The 17,318-nt window shown below is 70.2% G+C and carries 19 protein-coding genes; 8 read left to right on the top strand and 11 right to left on the bottom strand.

Going from position 1 to position 17,318, the window contains the following annotated elements:
* Window positions 1–3: 3 nt before the first annotated feature.
* Both K1T34_RS18255 and pknB read left to right on the top strand, forming a co-directional pair.
* Window positions 4–1,314 carry a serine/threonine-protein kinase gene (locus K1T34_RS18255; protein ID WP_220245445.1) on the top strand — a complete coding sequence of 437 codons (1,311 nt, stop codon included), beginning with the start codon at window positions 4–6 and terminating at the stop codon, window positions 1,312–1,314.
* The gene (gene pknB / locus K1T34_RS18250) at window positions 1,311–3,317 is read left to right on the top strand and encodes a Stk1 family PASTA domain-containing Ser/Thr kinase (protein WP_220245444.1); all 2,007 of its coding nucleotides are present in this window, start codon (window positions 1,311–1,313) and stop codon (window positions 3,315–3,317) included. Before K1T34_RS18255 ends, pknB begins: the two co-directional genes overlap by 4 nt.
* A gap of 80 nt (window positions 3,318–3,397) precedes the next feature.
* On the opposite strand, the gene K1T34_RS18245 is transcribed toward pknB, so the two are convergent.
* The 4 genes from K1T34_RS18245 to K1T34_RS18230 all read right to left on the bottom strand — a co-directional run bounded on the left by K1T34_RS18245 (window position 3,398) and on the right by K1T34_RS18230 (window position 6,213).
* Complete coding sequence (locus tag K1T34_RS18245; RefSeq protein WP_220245443.1) at window positions 3,398–3,748, bottom strand: hypothetical protein; 351 nt, start codon at window positions 3,746–3,748, stop codon at window positions 3,398–3,400.
* 382 nt (window positions 3,749–4,130) lie between these two features.
* On the bottom strand, window positions 4,131–4,775 hold the full coding sequence (locus K1T34_RS18240; protein WP_220245442.1) for a hypothetical protein: 645 nt from the start codon (window positions 4,773–4,775) through the stop codon (window positions 4,131–4,133).
* Window positions 4,763–5,560 carry an ABC transporter ATP-binding protein gene (locus K1T34_RS18235; protein ID WP_220247272.1) on the bottom strand — a complete coding sequence of 266 codons (798 nt, stop codon included), beginning with the start codon at window positions 5,558–5,560 and terminating at the stop codon, window positions 4,763–4,765. Before K1T34_RS18235 ends, K1T34_RS18240 begins: the two co-directional genes overlap by 13 nt.
* Before the next feature lie 8 nt (window positions 5,561–5,568).
* Window positions 5,569–6,213 (bottom strand): aminodeoxychorismate/anthranilate synthase component II, encoded by a 645-nt coding sequence (locus K1T34_RS18230; RefSeq protein ID WP_220245441.1) that lies wholly within the window; start codon window positions 6,211–6,213, stop codon window positions 5,569–5,571.
* A 111-nt stretch (window positions 6,214–6,324) separates the two neighbouring features.
* Here K1T34_RS18230 and K1T34_RS18225 point away from each other — a divergent pair, with 111 nt between their 5' ends.
* Window positions 6,325–7,644, top strand: coding sequence for an FAD-dependent oxidoreductase (locus tag K1T34_RS18225; RefSeq protein ID WP_220247271.1), 1,320 nt, complete (start codon window positions 6,325–6,327; stop codon window positions 7,642–7,644).
* A gap of 12 nt (window positions 7,645–7,656) precedes the next feature.
* On the opposite strand, the gene K1T34_RS18220 is transcribed toward K1T34_RS18225, so the two are convergent.
* Together K1T34_RS18220 and K1T34_RS18215 are read right to left on the bottom strand one after the other, a co-directional pair.
* Window positions 7,657–8,256 carry a response regulator transcription factor gene (locus K1T34_RS18220; protein WP_255638772.1) on the bottom strand — a complete coding sequence of 200 codons (600 nt, stop codon included), beginning with the start codon at window positions 8,254–8,256 and terminating at the stop codon, window positions 7,657–7,659.
* Window positions 8,253–10,112, bottom strand: coding sequence for a histidine kinase (locus K1T34_RS18215; RefSeq protein ID WP_255638575.1), 1,860 nt, complete (start codon window positions 10,110–10,112; stop codon window positions 8,253–8,255). The genes K1T34_RS18220 and K1T34_RS18215 overlap by 4 nt, the downstream gene beginning before the upstream one ends.
* A 169-nt stretch (window positions 10,113–10,281) precedes the next feature.
* On the opposite strand from K1T34_RS18215, the gene K1T34_RS18210 reads away from it, so the two are divergent.
* The 3 genes from K1T34_RS18210 (at window position 10,282) to K1T34_RS18200 (ending at window position 12,219) form a co-directional block, all read left to right on the top strand.
* Window positions 10,282–10,992 (top strand): ABC transporter ATP-binding protein, encoded by a 711-nt coding sequence (locus K1T34_RS18210; protein WP_220245439.1) that lies wholly within the window; start codon window positions 10,282–10,284, stop codon window positions 10,990–10,992.
* 5 nt (window positions 10,993–10,997) lie between these two features.
* Window positions 10,998–11,732 carry an ABC transporter permease gene (locus K1T34_RS18205; RefSeq protein ID WP_220247269.1) on the top strand — a complete coding sequence of 245 codons (735 nt, stop codon included), beginning with the start codon at window positions 10,998–11,000 and terminating at the stop codon, window positions 11,730–11,732.
* 94 nt (window positions 11,733–11,826) lie between these two features.
* Entirely contained in the window at window positions 11,827–12,219 is a 393-nt protein-coding gene (locus K1T34_RS18200; RefSeq protein ID WP_220245438.1) for an SCO5389 family protein, read from the top strand.
* Here the strand turns inward: K1T34_RS18200 and K1T34_RS18195 are convergent.
* Genes K1T34_RS18195 through K1T34_RS18185 form a run of 3 tightly spaced genes read right to left on the bottom strand, consistent with a single transcriptional unit; the run spans window position 12,188 to window position 14,333 of the window.
* Complete coding sequence (locus tag K1T34_RS18195; protein WP_220247268.1) at window positions 12,188–13,216, bottom strand: LLM class flavin-dependent oxidoreductase; 1,029 nt, start codon at window positions 13,214–13,216, stop codon at window positions 12,188–12,190. The two genes, K1T34_RS18200 and K1T34_RS18195, sit on opposite strands and share 32 nt — an antisense overlap.
* Entirely contained in the window at window positions 13,213–13,371 is a 159-nt protein-coding gene (locus K1T34_RS18190; protein WP_220245437.1) for a hypothetical protein, read from the bottom strand. The genes K1T34_RS18195 and K1T34_RS18190 overlap by 4 nt, the downstream gene beginning before the upstream one ends.
* The gene (locus tag K1T34_RS18185) at window positions 13,371–14,333 is read right to left on the bottom strand and encodes a class E sortase (protein ID WP_220245436.1); all 963 of its coding nucleotides are present in this window, start codon (window positions 14,331–14,333) and stop codon (window positions 13,371–13,373) included. The genes K1T34_RS18190 and K1T34_RS18185 overlap by 1 nt, the downstream gene beginning before the upstream one ends.
* A gap of 664 nt (window positions 14,334–14,997) precedes the next feature.
* On the opposite strand from K1T34_RS18185, the gene crgA reads away from it, so the two are divergent.
* Window positions 14,998–15,264, top strand: a complete 267-nt coding sequence (crgA, locus tag K1T34_RS18180) for a cell division protein CrgA (RefSeq protein ID WP_220245435.1) — start codon at window positions 14,998–15,000, stop codon at window positions 15,262–15,264.
* 70 nt (window positions 15,265–15,334) lie between these two features.
* Window positions 15,335–15,754: a PH domain-containing protein gene (locus tag K1T34_RS18175; RefSeq protein ID WP_255638574.1), complete on the top strand. Its 420-nt coding sequence runs from the start codon at window positions 15,335–15,337 to the stop codon at window positions 15,752–15,754.
* A 27-nt stretch (window positions 15,755–15,781) separates the two neighbouring features.
* Here the strand turns inward: K1T34_RS18175 and K1T34_RS18170 are convergent, their stop codons facing one another.
* Window positions 15,782–16,531, bottom strand: a complete 750-nt coding sequence (locus tag K1T34_RS18170) for a rhomboid family intramembrane serine protease (RefSeq protein ID WP_360584514.1) — start codon at window positions 16,529–16,531, stop codon at window positions 15,782–15,784.
* A 202-nt stretch (window positions 16,532–16,733) separates the two neighbouring features.
* Window positions 16,734–17,258 (bottom strand): peptidylprolyl isomerase, encoded by a 525-nt coding sequence (locus tag K1T34_RS18165; RefSeq protein WP_220245433.1) that lies wholly within the window; start codon window positions 17,256–17,258, stop codon window positions 16,734–16,736.
* Window positions 17,259–17,318: the final 60 nt, after the last annotated feature.

Raw genomic sequence — 17,318 nt, 5'->3', positions numbered from 1 at the left:
CCGATGCTGTCCTCGGGTCAGCTGCTGGCCGAGCGCTACAAGCTGACGAACCGGATCGCCGTCGGCGGGATGGGCGAGGTCTGGCAGGCGAGCGACACCCGGCTCGACCGGGTCGTCGCGGTGAAGGTGCTGAAGGCCGAGCTCTCCGGCGACGCCGAGTTCCTGCACCGGTTCCGGACCGAGGCGCGGATGACGGCGTCGCTCAACCACGCCGGGATCGCGGCGGTGCACGACTACGGCGAGACGTTCGCCGGAACCGAGGGCGGCAAAGAAGAAGACGCGCTGCCCATCGCGTACCTGGTCATGGAGTTCGTGGAGGGCGACCCGCTCGCGGGCATCCTCGCCAAGCACGGGCGGCTCTCGGCCGACTACACCCTCGACCTGCTGGAGCAGGCGGGCACCGCGCTGCAGGCCGCGCACGAGCAGGGCCTGGTGCACCGCGACGTGAAGCCGGGCAACATCCTCGTGACGCCGGCCGGCCAGGTGAAGATCACCGACTTCGGTGTGGCCAAGGCCGCGCACGCCGCCCCGGTCACGCGGTCGGGCATGGTCATGGGCACGGCCCACTACATCGCTCCCGAGCAGGCGCTGGGCCACGACGCCGAGCCGGCCAGCGACGTCTACTCGCTCGCCGTGTGCGGCTACGAATGCCTCTCGGGCCACCGGCCGTTCCTCTCGGAGAACGCGGTGAGCGTCGCCATGATGCACATCCGCGACCTGCCGCCGCCGCTGCCGCCCGACGTGCCCCCGGGTGCGCGCGCGGTCATCGAGGCCACGCTGGTCAAGGACCCCCGGCAGCGCTACGCGAGCGGTGGCGAGTTCGCCGCCGCCGTCGCGGCCGTCCGCGCCGGGCACCCCCTGCCGACGCCGCTCGGCCTGGTCAACGCCGCCTACGCGGCGGGCCAGGTCCCGCCGTCGCCGCCCCCCGGGATGCCGCAGGCCGGCGAGCTCCCCCACGTGCCCATCGGTCCTGGTTCCAACCCCGGGTTCCCGCCGCTGTCGCCGGGTTCGGTGCACCCCGGGCACCCGCCCGTGCCGCGGCGGAAGAGCCAGTGGGGCTGGTGGGTGCTGCTCGCGGTGATCGTGGTCGCCGTGATCGTGGCAGCGGCGTTCGTCATAGCCAAAGTGGTGGGCACCGGCAACGGACAGACACCGAGAAGCGTGGACACAGGCAGACCGGCGCCGATCGAGCCGACCAGCCGCGCAGAAGGACCGACCGCAGGCGGACCCGCCGAACCGGGTGCGAGCGAGAAGCAGGGCCTGCAAGGCATCATGACCACACCTTGGACTGAATGGAACGGCACACAGAGATGAGCACACCCAGACTGCTCTCCAATCGGTACGAGCTGGGCGAGACGCTCGGCTACGGAGGCATGTCCGAGGTCCATCACGGACTCGACGTGCGTCTCGGCCGGGAAGTCGCGATCAAGGTCCTGCGTGCTGACCTCGCCCGCGATCCCCAGTTCCAGGAACGCTTCCGCCGCGAGGCGCAGAACGCGGCCGCTCTCAACCACCCCGCGATCGTGGCGGTCTACGACACCGGTGAGGCCAACACCGATTTCGGGAACCTGCCTTACATCGTCATGGAGTACGTCGAGGGCCGGACGCTTCGCGACATCGTGAAGACCGAGGGCCCGATGTCGCAGAAGCGGGCCATGGAGGTCATGGCCGACGTCTGCGCGGCGCTGGACTTCTCCCACCGCCACGGCATCGTGCACCGCGACGTGAAGCCCGCCAACGTGATGATCACGAAGAACGGCGCCGTCAAGGTGATGGACTTCGGCATCGCCCGCGCGATGCACGACGGCCAGTCGGCGATGACGCAGACGGCCGCCGTGATCGGCACCGCGCAGTACCTCTCACCGGAGCAGGCGCGCGGTGAAGCCGTCGATGCGCGTTCCGACGTGTACGCGGCCGGCTGCGTGCTCTACGAGCTCATCACCGGGGAGCCTCCGTTCACGGGTGATTCGCCGGTGGCCGTGGCGTACCAGCACGTGCGGGAGGACCCGAACCCGCCGTCGTCGGTGAACCCGGCGGTGACGCCGGAGCTCGACGCCGTGGTGCTCAAGGCGCTGGCGAAAGGCCCGGCCAACCGGTACCAGTCGGCCGCCGAGATGCGCTCGGACCTCGTGCGCACGCTCTCGGGCCAGCGCCCGTCCGCTCCGATGGTGATGTCGGAGGACGAGCGCACCCAGGTGATGAACCAGGACCGCCGGCAGCCCCAGCGGTACGAGGAGTACGCCGAGGAGCCGGACGAGGACCCGCGTGCCAAGCGCCGCAACCGCACGATCCTGGCGGTCGTCGCCGCGCTGCTCGTGGCCGGCGTGATCCTGCTGATCATGTGGCTCAACGGGGCGTTCCGTTCCGAGGCGACCACCGCGACGATTCCGGACGTGATGGGCCACCAGGCGAGTGTCGCGAAGTCGGAGCTGCAAACGGCGGGCTTCTCGTCGTTCGCCCCGAACAAGAGCGTGATCTGCGGCGCTGCGGACCCGAGCACCAACCCCAAGAGCATCACCTGCGGCGACGACTCGATCGACAAGGTCGTCGGCATCGACCCGGGCCAGGGCCAGAACGTCGCGACGACCACGCAGATCCAGCTGTACGTGGGCGCGCGGCCGAATTCGTCCCAGGTGCCGGACCTGACCGGAAAGACGGCGGACCAGGCCGGCCAGCTGCTGACGGACGCCAAGCTGAAGCTGGGCAACACCACGAACGAGAACGTCGACAACCAGGACGACGTCGGCAAGGTCATCCGACAGGACCCGACGCCCAACTCGAGCGCGCCGCAGGGCTCGGCGGTGAACATCGTCGTGGGTGGCAGCGTGAACCTCAAGTCGGTGCCGGACACGACCGGCAAGGACTACAGCGCCGCGAAGAGCCAGCTCGAGGGTCTCGGCTTCAAGGTGAACCGCAACGACGTGGACTCGAACGACCCGAAGAACCAGGTCGTCAACCAGCAGCCGAACGGCGGGTCCGTCGCTCCGGGTTCGACGATCACGCTGTCGGTCTCCAAGGGCCCGCAGAGCTTCACGATGCCGGACCTGACGGGGCAAACCGAGGACCAGGCCACGCAGACGCTGCAGGGCAAGGGCTGGTCCGGAAACGTCACGGTCCAGTCGGTGCACTTCGGTGTCGGCCAGCCCAACACGGTCATCAAGACCGACCCGAAGGCCGGCACGACGATCTCGCCGACGCAGAACGTCACGCTCACGATCCTGGAGCAGGACGATGGCGGCAGCCCGTCAAGCTCGGGCAACAACCCTGGCAACCCCGGTCTCCCTGGCGGTGGCTTCCCGCCGATCAAGGGGCCGTGATCAGCTGACGCGAAAGGGCCCGCACGGTTCGCCGTGCGGGCCCTTTGCTTTGTCGGAGAAGAAGTTCAGTCCTGGTCGAGTCAGTCCTGGTCGAGAAAGCCGCGGACGCTCGCGAGCACCGCGTCGACGTCGCTGCCCGAACCGCAGTCGACGTCCAGCTCTTCCACGGCGCCGGACCGCTTCAGCTTGAGCAGCACGCGTTCGTCGCCGCGGCCCTTGCGCAGCCAGCCGAACAGCGAGCGGCACAGCGTGCCCACGGAGCGGCTGCTCACCATCACGACCACGGCGTCACCCGCCACGTCGTCCGACACGGGTCTCTCGGCCAGCCGGACGCGGTCGCGGAGCTCGTCCTCTGAACGCAGCCAGGAGGCGAGCTGGTGCAGCTCGTCACCCGAGCCGGCCACGGTGATCGCGGCGATCCCAGCCGTCACGACTCTCCCCTCACGGGTGAACAGACGGCGCGAGGGTAACCGACGCGCTGACGCGGAGGAAGACCGCCTTCCTGTATTGCTTACTGCAATTTGCATCTGACTCAGTGCGATCGCTCCGGCCGGGCACCGGCATCCGCCGTCGGCACGGGCGCGTCGTGCAGCCGACGAATGCCGGTGGACCGGTAGACCCACCCGCGGCGCCGGAGCGTTTCCCGACGCCGCGGGCTCTCTCCGCAGCAGTTTTTTGCTGCTGGCCGGTGCCACCCGCGTGGGTGAAGGCAAGACATTAGCGTGCCCGGGGTGATCTCCGGAAGATCCGAACAAGAAATTGCTTTGTGCAATTTGCAGATTTATCTCGGAGCACGCGTCAATCGCTCCGAGCTCAGGCCCGCCGGCCCGCCAGCCACCCGACGACGCCGGCGCTGGCGCCCAGCGCGACCACCGACGTGGCCACGGCGAGGACGAGCGCGCCGCTGTAGGGCGCGCCGTTGGTCAGCGCCGTGATCAGCGGGTGGACCAATGGCACCCACTTGCCCAGCAGGACCAGGCCGAGCACGAGCACGGCCGCGAGCACCGTCCAGCCGATGCGCCCGACGAGCAGGCGCGAGCACGGCAGGCCGATCGCGATCCCGAGCAGCCCGCTCGCCAGGAGGGCCAGCAGGCCGACGCCGAACGCATCCCAGTGCAGCTGCCACGTCCTGATCGCCGACCACACGAGCGTGATCACGGTCAGCATCACCAGGCAGCCGAACACGGCAAGCACCGCGCCGCCGATGGTGCGCAGGCGGCTGCGTGCGTGGCTGAGCGTGACGAGCCGCTGCACCGGATCTTCGATGTCGAGCACCGCGATCGTGAGCCAGCAGCCGAGGACGACCAGCGCGCCGCTGCTCACGCCGTAGAGCGGCAGCACCGGCGAATGCGGGTCGGAGTAGAGGATCACCGACAGCGCGAGGTAGGCCAGAAACGCCGGCAGGTAGCGCTGCGAATGGCCCAGCAGCGCGAGGTAGTAGCGGCTCACGGCGAGCACGGCGCCACCTCCCGCACGGACCAGCCGCCCGACAGCGCGCGCAGGAGGACCGCGTCGGCGCTCGTCGCGTCCACGGTCAGGACCACGTGCGGACCCTCGGCGATCGCGTGGCGCACGCCGGGTTCGGCGGTCCAGTCGGTGCCGGTGCCCGCGAGCACGATCCGCGTGGCGGGTTCGGTCACCCCGTCGACAGCCGGGAGCCGGCCGCCTTCGATGCGGTAGACGGCGTCGGCGTTCTCGCGCACGACGGCCGGCCGGTGGTCGGTGAACACCACGCTCGCGCCGCGCGCCCGCGTCTCGGCCACCAGCTCGCCGAGCACCGCGTGGGTGCCGACGTCGAGACCCGACCAGGGTTCATCGAGGATCAGCAGGTCGGGCCGCGGCAGTACGGCCTGCGCGAGGCCGACCTTCTGCGCGTTGCCTTTCGAGAGCGTGCGCAGCTGCGCGTCGGGCCCGCCGACCAGTGCGAGCCGCTCCAGCAGCGGGTCGATCGTCGACAAGTCGGCAAGTCCGCGCATGCGCGCCATGTGCCGCAGGTACGACTTCGCGCTCAGCCGCTGCCCGCCGGGGAACCGGTCGGGCAGGTACCCGATCGACGGCGTGCCCTCGACCGTGCCGAGACTCGCGCGCGAAACGCCCGCCAGGATCCGCAGCAGCGTGGACTTCCCGGAGCCGTTGGCCCCGAGGATCCCGACCACGCACGCGGCGGGCACGGTCAGGTCGACGCCGTCGAGCACCAGCTCGCCGCCGCCGTACCGCTTACCGACCCCCACGAGCCGGATCAGCGGGATGGTCACGCAGCGGCGGCCTTCTGCAGCGCCTTCGTGGCGCGTTCCAGCTCGTCGACCTTCTTCGGGTCGACCGGGTGGCCGGTCGAGGCCAGCCACGTGGCCAGCATCCGGTGCCCGCCTTCGGTGAGCACGGACTCGGGGTGGAACTGCACGCCCTCCAACGGCAGCTCGCGGTGACGCATGCCCATGACCACACCTGATTCGGTGTGGCCGGTGACCTCGAAGATCTCGTCGCGGATCGTCTCGGGCAGCACGGTCAGCGAGTGGTAGCGGGTGGCGGTGAACCCGTCGGGCAGGCCGGCGAGCACGCCCTTGCCCTCGTGGCGGACCTGGCTCGTCTTGCCGTGCAGCAGCTCGGGCGCGCGGTCCACCGTCGCGCCGAAGTGCACGCCGAGGGCCTGGTGGCCGAGGCAGACGCCCAGCATCGGCGTGCGCGTCTCGGCACACTTCGCGATGACCTCGATGCTCTGGCCGGCGCGCTCGGGCGTGCCCGGGCCGGGCGAGACGAGCACGGCGTCGAACTCGGGCACCCGCTCGAGGTCGACCACGTCGTTGCGCCACACCGTGCACTCGGCGCCGAGCTGCGCCAGGTACTGCACCAGGTTGTAGACGAAGCTGTCGTAGTTGTCGACGACGAGTACGCGCATGCGGCCACCTTACTGCGTCCCATTTGCTGGACCGTACGCCAGATCACAGTGAAAGTTAGGTAGCCCTAACTTAGCGTGGGTACCGTGAGCCGATCCCTTCGCGTAGCGGTCGTGGGCGCCGGCCCCGCCGGTATCTACGCCGCCGACATCCTGGACAAGTCCGACACCGATGTGCAGGTCGACCTGTTCGAGCGCATGCCCGCGCCGTTCGGGTTGATCCGCTACGGCGTCGCGCCCGACCACCCGCGGATCAAGGGCATCGTCACCGCCCTGCACAAGGTGCTCGACCGCCCGAACATCCGTCTGCTCGGCAACGTCGACTACGGCACCGACCTGAAGCTCGACGAGCTGCGCGAGTTCTACGACGCCGTGATCTTCTCCACGGGCGCGATGGCCGACCGGCCGCTGGACATCCCGGGCGCCGACCTCGACGGCAGTCACGGCGCCGCCGACTTCGTGAGCTGGTACGACGGTCACCCCGACGTGCCCCGGACCTGGCCACTGGCCGCGAAGTCCATTGCCGTGCTCGGCGTCGGCAACGTGGCGCTCGACGTCGCCCGCATCCTCGCGAAGACGGCCGACGAGCTGCTCACCACCGACATCCCGGCCAACGTGTACGAAGGGCTGAAGGCCAGCCCGGTCACCGACGTGCACGTGTTCGGCCGCCGCGGCCCGGCGCAGGCGAAGTTCACGCCACTGGAGCTGCGCGAGCTCGACCACTCGCCGAACGTCGAGGTGATCGTGCACCCCGAGGACATGGAGTTCGACGAGGCCAGCATCACGGCGCTGCGGGCGTCGAAGCAGATCGACATGGTCGTGAAGACCTTGCAGGAGTGGGCGATCCGCGACGAGGGCACGCGCCCCAAGCGGCTGCACCTGCACTTCTTCCACTCGCCCGCCGAGGTGCTCGGCGAGGACGGCCGCGTGACCGGCCTGCGCACCGAGCGGACCGAGTACGACGGTGAAGGCGGCGTGCGCGGAACGGGCGAGTTCCACGACTGGCACGTGCAGGCCGTGTACCGCGCGGTCGGTTATCTGTCGTCGCACCTGCCGGAGATCCCGTTCGACCACGTCGCGGGCGTCGTGCCGAACCAGGCCGGGCGAGTGCTGGACCTCGACGACAACCAGCTGCCCGGCGTCTACGTCACCGGCTGGATCAAGCGCGGCCCGATCGGCCTCATCGGCCACACGAAGGGCGACGCGGCGGAGACCGTCGCGAGCCTGCTGGCCGACGCCGACACGCTCGCGTCGCCGAAGCACGACTCCCCCGACGCGATCCTCGACTTCCTCGCCGGGCGCGGGATTCCGTTCACCACCTGGGAAGGCTGGGGCAAGCTCGACGCGCACGAGAAGTCGCTGGGCGAGCCGCACGGCCGGGAGCGGATCAAGGTCGTGGAGCGCGACGAGATGATCCGCGTCTCGAGGGACTAGCGTTTCAAGGGATCAGCCGGCACCGAGGTAGGCGAGCACGGCCAGCACGCGGCGGTTGGTGTCGTCGGACGCGGCGATGCCGAGCTTCGCGAAGAGGTTGGCTGTGTGCTTGCCGACGGCGCCCTCGCTGAAGTGCAGGCGCGCGGCGATCGCGGCGTTGGAACAGCCTTCGGCCATGAGCTCCAGCACCTCGCGTTCGCGCGGGGTCAGGGCCGCGAGCGGGTCGGAAACGTTGCCCGCGACCAGTTTCGCGATCACCTCGGGGTCCATGGCCGTGCCACCGGCGGCGACGCGGCGCACGGCGTCCACGAACTGCTCGGCGTTGAACACGCGGTCCTTGAGCAGGTAGCCGACGGCGCCGGTGCCGTCGGCGAGCAGCTCGCGCGCGTAGAGCTGCTCGACATGTTGCGACAGCACGAGAATCGGCAAGCCGGGCATCTCCCGGCGGGCCGCGAGCGCCACCTGCAGGCCTTCGTCGGTGTTCGTCGGGGGCATGCGAACGTCCACAACGGACACGTCCGGCCGGTGTTCCCGCAGTGCCGCGGCGAGTTCCGGGCCGGAGCCGACCGCGGCGACGACGTCGAAGCCGTGCGCGGTGAGCAGGTGGGTCAGGCCGTCTCGGAGGAGGTACTGGTCTTCGGCGATGACGGTTCTGGGCCGGCCGGTGCCGGGTCCAGTGGTTCCGGGGCCGGTTCCGGGATTGTCTGGCACGGCACCTCCAGGATCGCCTCGGTCGGTCCGCCCGGTGGGCTGCTGAGGTTCAACGTACCGTCGAAAGCCCCCAGCCTGCGCTCGATTCCGCGAAGTCCCGAGCCGCGCGCGGCTTCGGCGCCGCCGCTGCCGTCGTCGGTCACGACCACGCGCAGCACGCCGTCGGAGTACACCAGCGAGATCGAAACCCGTTTCACCGCACCATGTTTCGCCGCATTGCCCAAAAGCTCGCACACGGCGAAGTAGACGCACGCCTCCACCGGTTGCTCGACGCGGCGGCGCACGTCGGCCGTCACCTCGACCTTCAGCGGACTGTCGAGCGCGACCGCGTGCACGGCGTCGACGAGGCCGCGTTCGGACAGCACCGGCGGGTGGATGCCGCGCACCAGCAGCCGCAGCTCCGTCAGCGCGTCCGACGACGCCGTGCGCAGCTCGGCTGCGAGCCGTTTGGCCGATTCGGGGTCGCTGTCGATGAGTGCCTCGATCGCGCCGAGTTTCAGGCCCATGGCCACGAGCCGAGACTGGATGCCGTCGTGCAGGTCGCGTTCGATGCGGCGCAGCTCGGCGGCTTGGGCGACCGTGACGTGGGTGCGCGACTCGTCCAGTCGCGCCACGCGTTGCGCGAGCCGCATCGCTTCCGTCGGCCCGAGCCACAGCCGGGCGAACCGCGCCTGCTCACGAGCCAGCCAGGTCGTGGGCGCAAGGCCGGCGACGATCAGCGCGAGCGCGACCGGCGTCTGGGCGAGCGCGCCGAGGTGCGTCGCGACTTCGGGTAGTGGGAACCACTGGACCGGTGCGGACACGAACGGCCGCCAGCCCCAGAGGATGACCAGCCCCGTCAGGCCCCAGCCGAGCAAGGCGACCGTGGGCACGGTCAGCAGCAGCGAGACCACCGGGATCAGCGCGCCGCCGGCGAGGTCACGCCAGGTGGCGCGGTCGCGCAGGATCCACTGCGTGCGGGCGCGCTGGACCGGCCACCACGGTTCGTCGTACAGCTGCTTGCCGACCTGGTAGAGCCCGTCCGGCCGCGGCACCGGCAGCCGGGGCGGCGGCAGGTACGGCCGCGTGATGCGCACCCCCGTCCAGTTGCCGGCTTCGCGGCGCAGGGTATCGGCGATCGTCCGGCACGAGACGATGAGCGGCGCCGCGACCGGGGCCGCGCCGATGATCACCACGAACTGCCACACCGAGAACCCCAGGTGCACCAGCGACAGCGCGAGGAGCCCGACCTGGTGGCCGCACGACTCGAGGTGCCGGTGCAGCCACCGTTTGCGCACGGGCCCGGCGGGCGGGCGCGGGCCGAGCCAGAAGCGTGTCCACCGGCCGTACCAGCGCAGCGCCCGGGCACCGGTGACGAGCGAAAGCAGGGCCGTGACCAGCGCGAACGGCGGGTTGAGCAGCTGCCAGCGGAGCTCGCGGCCGGTGGCCGGGTCCTCCATGATCCACGTGAAACGTCGGTTCCAGCGGATCCACCACGCCCGTTTGTAGAGCTGGTTGCCGTCGCGGTACCAGCCGTCCCGCTCGCGTTCCGGCTCTGCCGGCGCCGGCCGGTACGGCGTCGCGACCTCGATCTCGCACCACCGGCCGACGAGCTCCCGGGTGCGCGCCGAGCGCCCGCGTGCCCAGTCGATCGCCGGGGTGAAGAAGAACACGAGCCCGACGCAGAGCAGCAGGAAGGCGAGCAGCTCCACGAGCGCGTCGGCCCAGCTCAGCAGCGCGAGGCCGGCGAGGACCACCGCTCGCCGCACGGATTCCATTCGCCGCACCCCCTTTCCCGCAGTCTGACCGAGCCGGACCCTGGAACGCACTGGCCGAAGCTCCCGTACGGGGGTGGGCCCAGCCCCACCCCCGCGTCAGCGAAACCCCACCTGAGCTGGGGTTTCAGCGTCATTCTGCCGGACGTCGCGCGCTTTTAGCGTTTCTCGCATGCCACTCATCGAAGTCACCGAGCTCCGGAAAACCTACGGCAAGCGGGTCGCGGTCGACGGCGTTTCGTTCGCCGTCGAGCGCGGCGAGATCTTCGGCATCCTCGGCACCAACGGCGCCGGCAAGACCACCACGGTCGAGTGCCTGCAGGGCCTGCGCCGGCCCGATTCCGGCGCGATCTCCGTGCTGGGCCTGGATCCGGCGAAGGACGCGGTGCGGCTGCGCCGGCTCGTCGGCGTGCAGCTGCAGGACGCGCGACTGCCCGAGAAGCTGCGGGTGGCCGAGGCGCTGGAACTGTTCGCCGCCTTCTACCCGAAGCCGGCCGACCTCGGCGGGTTGCTGCGGCGCCTCGGCCTCGAAGACCACCGGAACGCGGCGTTCGGCAAGCTCTCCGGCGGCCTGCGGCAGCGGCTGTCGATCGCGCTCGCGCTGGTGGGCGACCCGCAGGTCGCGATCCTCGACGAGCTCACCACCGGCCTCGACCCGCATTCGCGCCGCGAGACGTGGAAGGTCGTGACCGCCGTACGCGACGCCGGGGTGACCGTCGTGCTCGTCACCCACTTCATGGACGAGGCGGAACGCCTCTGCGACCGTGTGGCCGTGTTCGACGCGGGCCGGATCATCGCGACCGGCACCCCGGCCGAACTCCGTGCCACCACGGGGAAATCCACTTTGGACGACGCGTTCGTCACCCTCACCGGACGGGAGTGAGCACCGTGCATACCTTCACCAAGCTCGTCGCCACCGAGGCGAAGCTCTTCCTGCGCACGCCGCTGTGGGCGGTGTTCGGCGTCGCGCTGCCCACAGCGCTGCTGCTCGGCGTCGGCTCGATCCCCGGCATGTCGCAGCCAAGCGACGTGACCGGTGGTTACCGCTTCATCGACCTGTGGGTCCCCTCGCTCGTCGTGGTTTCGCTCGCGACGCTTGGCCTCCAAGCGATCCCCGCATCGGTGGCCACTTACCGCGAGCAGGGTGTGCTGCGCCGCCTCGCGACGACGCCGGTGCCACCGGCGCACCTGCTGCTCGCGCAGCTCGTGATCCACGCCGTGGTGGCGCTCGCCGGCGTGGTGCTGATGCTGGTGACCGCGCGCGTCGCGTTCGAGGTGCCGCTGCCCCGGCATCCGCTCACGTACGCGTTGACGCTGGTGCTCGGCCTGGTCTCGGTGTTCGCGCTGGGCCTGGTCGCGGCGTCGGTCGCGCGTACGGCCAAGGGTGCGTCGGCCCTGGCGATGATCGCGTTCTTCCCGATCATGTTCCTCGGCGGCGTGTACCTGCCACGGCCGCTGCTACCGGAGGTGATCCAGCGGATCGGCGCGTACGTGCCGCCGGGCACGCAGCCGCTGCAGGACGCGTGGGTCGGCGCAGGCGTTCAGCCGCTGCAGTTCGTCGCTCTGGCCGCGTTCGCGCTGGGCGGGACGGCGCTGGCCGTGCGGCTGTTCCGGTGGGAGTGATCCACCGAAGTGGTGATGAATACCGTTTTCTCTTGTGGGGTCCTCGGCCGGGCGAGTAGCCAAGGAGGGGGAACCACTCACCATGGAGGTTGTCTTGTCTCTGGACGTATCGCCCGCGCTGCTGGAAAAGGCCGAGCGCGGGGAGGTCTCCGACGCCGAGTTCGTCGCCTGCGTGCGGGAGTCGCTGCCGTACGCGTGGGAAGTGATCACGGGCGTGATCGCCGAGGCCGACGGCGCGCCGGACGGCTTCGCCGACAACGAGACGCCGCCGCCGAGCGAGGCCGCCCGCGGGCAGCTGCTGCGCGCACTGGCCTCCGACGCCATCCGCGGCGGGCTCGAGCGCCACTTCGGCGTGAAGCTCGCTTTCCAGAACTGCCACCGGGTGGCGGTGTTCCGGACGTCCGAACTGGACGGTGACCGCTACCGCGCGTTCGTGTCGGTGCGCGGCCAGCTGCTCAACCAGAGCCCGGAGCTGCGTGACTGTTAAGCGCTGCTGTTGAAACCCTGAGCGCGGGCAGCACCTCGGCGCCGATCCGCGCGATGTTCTCCTCTGTGCCCTCCGGCGTACCGGACGCTTCCACGAACATGATCACGTGGGCGGCCCCGGTGCGCCGGAGGCTCGTTTCCAGCGTCGCCACGCAGTACTCGGGATCCCCGACGGGGTGGATCTCGCACAGGTGCTCGGTGTACTCGTGCGGATCACGCGACGGACCGGGCCGCCCGTCCACCGTGACGTGCGCGCCGAGGCCGTCGGAAAGCCAGCCGGGCAACGACTTGCGCACCACATCGGCCGCCGCCGAGCGGCTCTCGCCGACCTGGCACAACACCGTCGACACGTGCGCGGCCTCGCCGCCGTACGCCTCGACCGTCGCCGCCTTCTCGTCGTCACCGGCGTGCAGCCCGAGCAGCATCGGGAGCCCACGTGCCGCGGCCAGGCGCACGGCGTCGGACTTCGGCCCGCCGGCCGCCACGACCACTTCCGGCTTCCGCCGCGGCGCCGGCACCAGCGGCACCTCGCGGAAGGTGAACTGCTCACCGGCTGCGGACGCGGTGCCCGAAGCCGCGCGGAGCAGCACGTCCAGCGACTCCTCGAAACCGCTCTCGTACCGCTCGAGCCCGGTGCCGAACACCTCCAGGTCCTGCCACGGCCCGCCGCGCCCGACGCCGAGGCGCAGCCGGCCGCCGGACACCGCGTCGAGCATCGACCACTGCTCCGCGAGCGCCACCGGATGCGTCGTCGACAGCACGCTCACCGCCGTACCGACGGCGATCCGCGACGTGCGCCCGAGCACGTGCGCGGCGAGCGTGATCGCCGACGGGCACACGCCGTAAGGCAGGAAATGGTGCTCGGCGAGCCAGACGTCGTCGAACCCCGCCGCCTCGGCGGCCTCGGCCGCGCGCACGGTCCTGAGCAGCACTTCGGCGTCCTCCTGCCCCGGGAACCGCCCGGAGACGAGGAAGACGCCGAAGCGGGTGTGCCTCAGTTGTCCACCGACACTTCGTTGAACGGCAGCAGCGGGTCGAGCCACGGGAACACCACGAACATCAGCAGCGCGATGATGCCGAGCACCAGCACAACGGCGATTGCCAGCTTCGCCGCGAACGGTCCCGGCAGGCGCCGCCAGATCCACGCGTACATCAGGAAGCACCGCCGATCTCGGTCAGCAGCTTGCCGTAGTCCGACACCTGCGACTTCGGCACCTGCTGCGTGAGCACGGACGTGATGATCAGCCGTTGCTTCGCGGAGAACTGCGGGTGGCACGTGGTGAGCGTGAGCAGCGACGCCTCCTGCGCCTTCGGCAGGACGTCGGCCGGCTTGTACGGCACCGGGTTCACGGCGTCGCCCTGGCTCGGGAGCACGACCTTGCGGCCGAACGTCTGGTCGTACGCGCCGCCGCCCGAGATGCTCGGGTTGCGCAGCGTCGAGACGCCCTTGCACTCCGGCTGCGCGCCCTTGCCGCTGCTCCAGCCGGACATCTCGTCGTCGTAGGGCAGGACCTTGTAGATGTAGAAGTCCGTCTGCGTCTCGATCACGATCTGGTCACACGAGCTGAGGTTGTCCAGATCGTTGAACGGCGCGCCCTTGCCCACGCGGTGGCCGGCGACGCCGAAGTTGCCGGGCTCGCCGGGCAGCGCCGTGCCCTTGTAGTGGCCGGGGCCGATGGCGAGCGAGTCCTCGCCGGTGCCCTCCTGGATCGTGAAGTTGAAGTCGGCGCCGAACTCCGGGATGTGGATGCGCGCGAACGCCTTGCCGTCGACGAGGCCCGGGTGCAGCGTGCGGTCCTGGGCCCAGTCGCCCTGGAGCTGGTCGCTCGCCACCGACTGCTTCTCCGCTGAGAACAGGTCGGTCACGTAGACCTCGTAGACCATGAACAGCAGCACGACCAGGCCGAGCGTGATGAGGATTTCCCCGGCCGTGCGGATCGCGACGCCGCCCTTGCCCAGCGGCGCGGGCTCGGGCTTCTCCTTCACCGCGGTGGTTCCGCCGGCCTCGACGGCGGCGAAGATCTCCGTCGGCTGGTCGGCCACGACGGGCCGGGGCCTCCGCGGGTCGCGGGGCGGCTGCGTCGGCCTCCCGGTGCCTCGCGGTGGAGTGCCCATCCGCTGGGTGCCTTGCGGCGAGGTTCCCTCGGCGCGCGGCGGGAGGTTCAGGCGCTCGGTGCCGCGAGGTGGCGTCCCAGGCCCTTCGGCACCCGCGCCACCACTCCTGCCCGAGTCGCCTTGGGCGCTCGCGCGACGGCCGCGTTCTCCCGGCGCACCCGCGCCCCGTCGGGAGCCGCCGGCGTCCGGCGTCGGGCGCCCCGGCTCGGTGCCGTACTGCTGAGTGGGACGCGGCTGCCTGCTCTGTTCGGGTGATCTGCGCTGGTCGGCCTGCCTGCGCGCCGGGTCACCCGCGACGCGGCGCGGAGGCTGCGGCGATCTCCGCGCGGGGTCCTCCGGGGGCTGCCTGCGTGGTCTCGCGGCGCCATCGGCACCGGGCGGCGGCTGGCTTCGCCGCTGGCCGTCGGGCCCTCCCGAGGGGCGGCGGCGGTCGTCTTCACCCGGCCAATCCTGCGTCGTCACGCAAGCTCCTCTCACACCGCCGGTGGAACTGCCGGTGGCGCTATTGTCACAGTCCGGAAATCCGACCGCTCCCGCCCGGTGCTCTGGAGCCGTCGTTTACGTTAACGTGTTCACGTGGCGCTGGTTGCGCAACCCGACGAGCGGGATGCCCGCGAACAGGCACCGCCACCAGCCAGAGCCAGAACCGCACGCGAGGAACACGATGCCGAAGTCCAAGGTCCGCAAGAAGACCGCGTACACCCCGCCCGTTGATCGCCGGACGCCGGTGAAGGTCAAGGCCGCGGGCCCGTCAAACCTGTTCTACAAGATCGTCATGTTCGGCCTCATGCTCCTCGGGTTGCTGTGGCTCATCGTGAACTACATCGCCGGCGACAAGATTTCGTTCCTGACTTCTCTCGGGAACTGGAACTTCGGCATCGGGTTCGCGGCGATGATCGTCGGCCTGCTCATGACTATGCGCTGGCGCTGATCATTACTCCGGATGGCGGCTTGACACCGAATTACACCGGTGTGACTCATCCCCAGTGTGGATAACCTCTGTGGATAACTACCCCACCTCGTGGGCTCCCCGTTCGGCCATTGTGGTAGTGGCCTGGCTGGTCACGGTCCTGCTGCTCGTCGGCGCGGTGCTCGACGGGATCTTCGGCGACGGCAAGGGCGCGGTCCTGATGGGGCTCGCCACCGTGGCGATCGGGGCGTTCGCGGTGCACTGGAGCGTGGTGCGCCCGCGGCTGTCCGCCGACGCCGAGGGCCTGGTCGCCCGCACACTCGGCGGCGCGCACCGCCTGCCGTGGGACGGGACCAGTGTCCAGCTGCGCACCACCCGCCGGCTGGGCCGCGACGGTGTGACACTCGAGCTGGAACACGACGACGAGCTCTACATCTTCGGCCGCGTCGACCTCGGCGAAGACCCGCGCGACGTCCTCGACGCGCTCACCGTCCTGCGTGGCGCTTTTTAGGCGGCCTTCGGCGCCGGCTTCCCGGTTCTAGGCCAGCAGCGACGAGAGTGCGGCGGCGCGGTAGACCGTGAGGCCGATCAGCGCCACCGCGATGATCGACACGCCGATCACCTGCCAGCGGACCCGGTCGCGCTCCGGCGCGTAGAGCAGCGCGACGGCCACGAGCGCACCCGTGATGAGCCCACCGACGTGGGCGAGGATCGAGATGCCGGGGATCGAGAACGTGATGTAGGCGTTGATCGCCAGCGTGATCAGCAACCCCGACGGGTTGAGCTTCAGCTTCACCACGATCACGGCGTAACAGCCCATGAGGCCGAACAACGCGCCCGAGGCGCCGCCGGAGATCTGGAGCGGGTTGTCGAAGAGCAGCACGGCGACCGAAGAGCCGAGCAGCGCCACGAAGTACAGCGCCGCGTAGCGGACTTTGCCGAAGACCTGCTCCAACGCTCGGCCGATCATCCACAGCGAGAACATGTTCGCGGCGATGTGGATGATCCCGAAGTGCACGAAGCCCGACGTGACGATGCGCCACCACTGGCCGTCGGCAAGCGCGGCGACGGGCTGCATGGCACCGGCGAGATCGATCGACGAGTTGCTGTTGTCGAGACTCTTCGCCTGCAGCGCGGTGATCAGGTAGACCAAGACGTTGACGGCGAGCAAGGTCATCGTGACGACGACGGAGTTCGTCGGCCGGGCTCCCGCGATCGTTCGCGTGCCCTTGCCGGAGTTCTGGTACTCGCGGTGCTGCTGCCGCGTCTGCTGCGAGCCGGCGTGCACGCAGTCGGTGCACTGGAAGCCGACGGGGGCTTCCCGGAGGCAGTCGGGGCACGCCGGCCGTCCGCAGCGCGCACAGCTCAGGCCGGTCGGGCGGTTGGGATGCCACCAGCAACCGGGGAGCGCGGCCTGCGGAGGGTACGCGGGGGGATTCGGCGGTTGGTTCACGATGACTCCAACCTACCGAAATCCCCCCGGGACGGCCCTAGGCCTCGATGGTGACCTTCTCGATGACGATGTCGGACAGCGGGCGGTCCGCCGGTCCGGTCGCCGCGCGCGCGATCGCGTCGACGACGTTGCGGGACTCCTGGTCCGCGACCTCGCCGAAGATCGTGTGCTTGAAGTTCAGGTGGGTCGTCGGTGCGACGGTGATGAAGAACTGCGAGCCGTTGGTGCCGGGCCCGGCGTTCGCCATCGCCAGCAGGTAGGGCTTGTTGAACTGCAGCTCGGGGTGGAACTCGTCGCCGAACTTGTAGCCGGGGCCGCCGCGACCGGTGCCGGTCGGGTCGCCGCCCTGGAGCATGAAGCCGTCGATGACCCGGTGGAAGATCGAGCCGTCGTAGAACGGGCCGGAGTTCGTGCCCTGCGCGTTCGGCTGCGTGTACTCCTTGGAGCCGTCGGCCAGCCCCACGAAGTTCGCGACCGTCTTCGGCGCGTGGTCGGGGAGCAGGTTCACGTGGATGTCACCCTGATTGGTGTGCAGGGTGGCCTTGCGGGCGCTTTCAGTCACGTCGCCATCGTGCCATCCCTTCCCACATTTGGGGGGTTCAGGGGGCTCGCCACGGGGCAA

The sequence above is a fragment of the Amycolatopsis sp. DSM 110486 genome (genome assembly GCF_019468465.1).
Classification (GTDB): domain Bacteria; phylum Actinomycetota; class Actinomycetes; order Mycobacteriales; family Pseudonocardiaceae; genus Amycolatopsis.
This window is presented reverse-complemented; position numbering and strand designations above follow the sequence as displayed.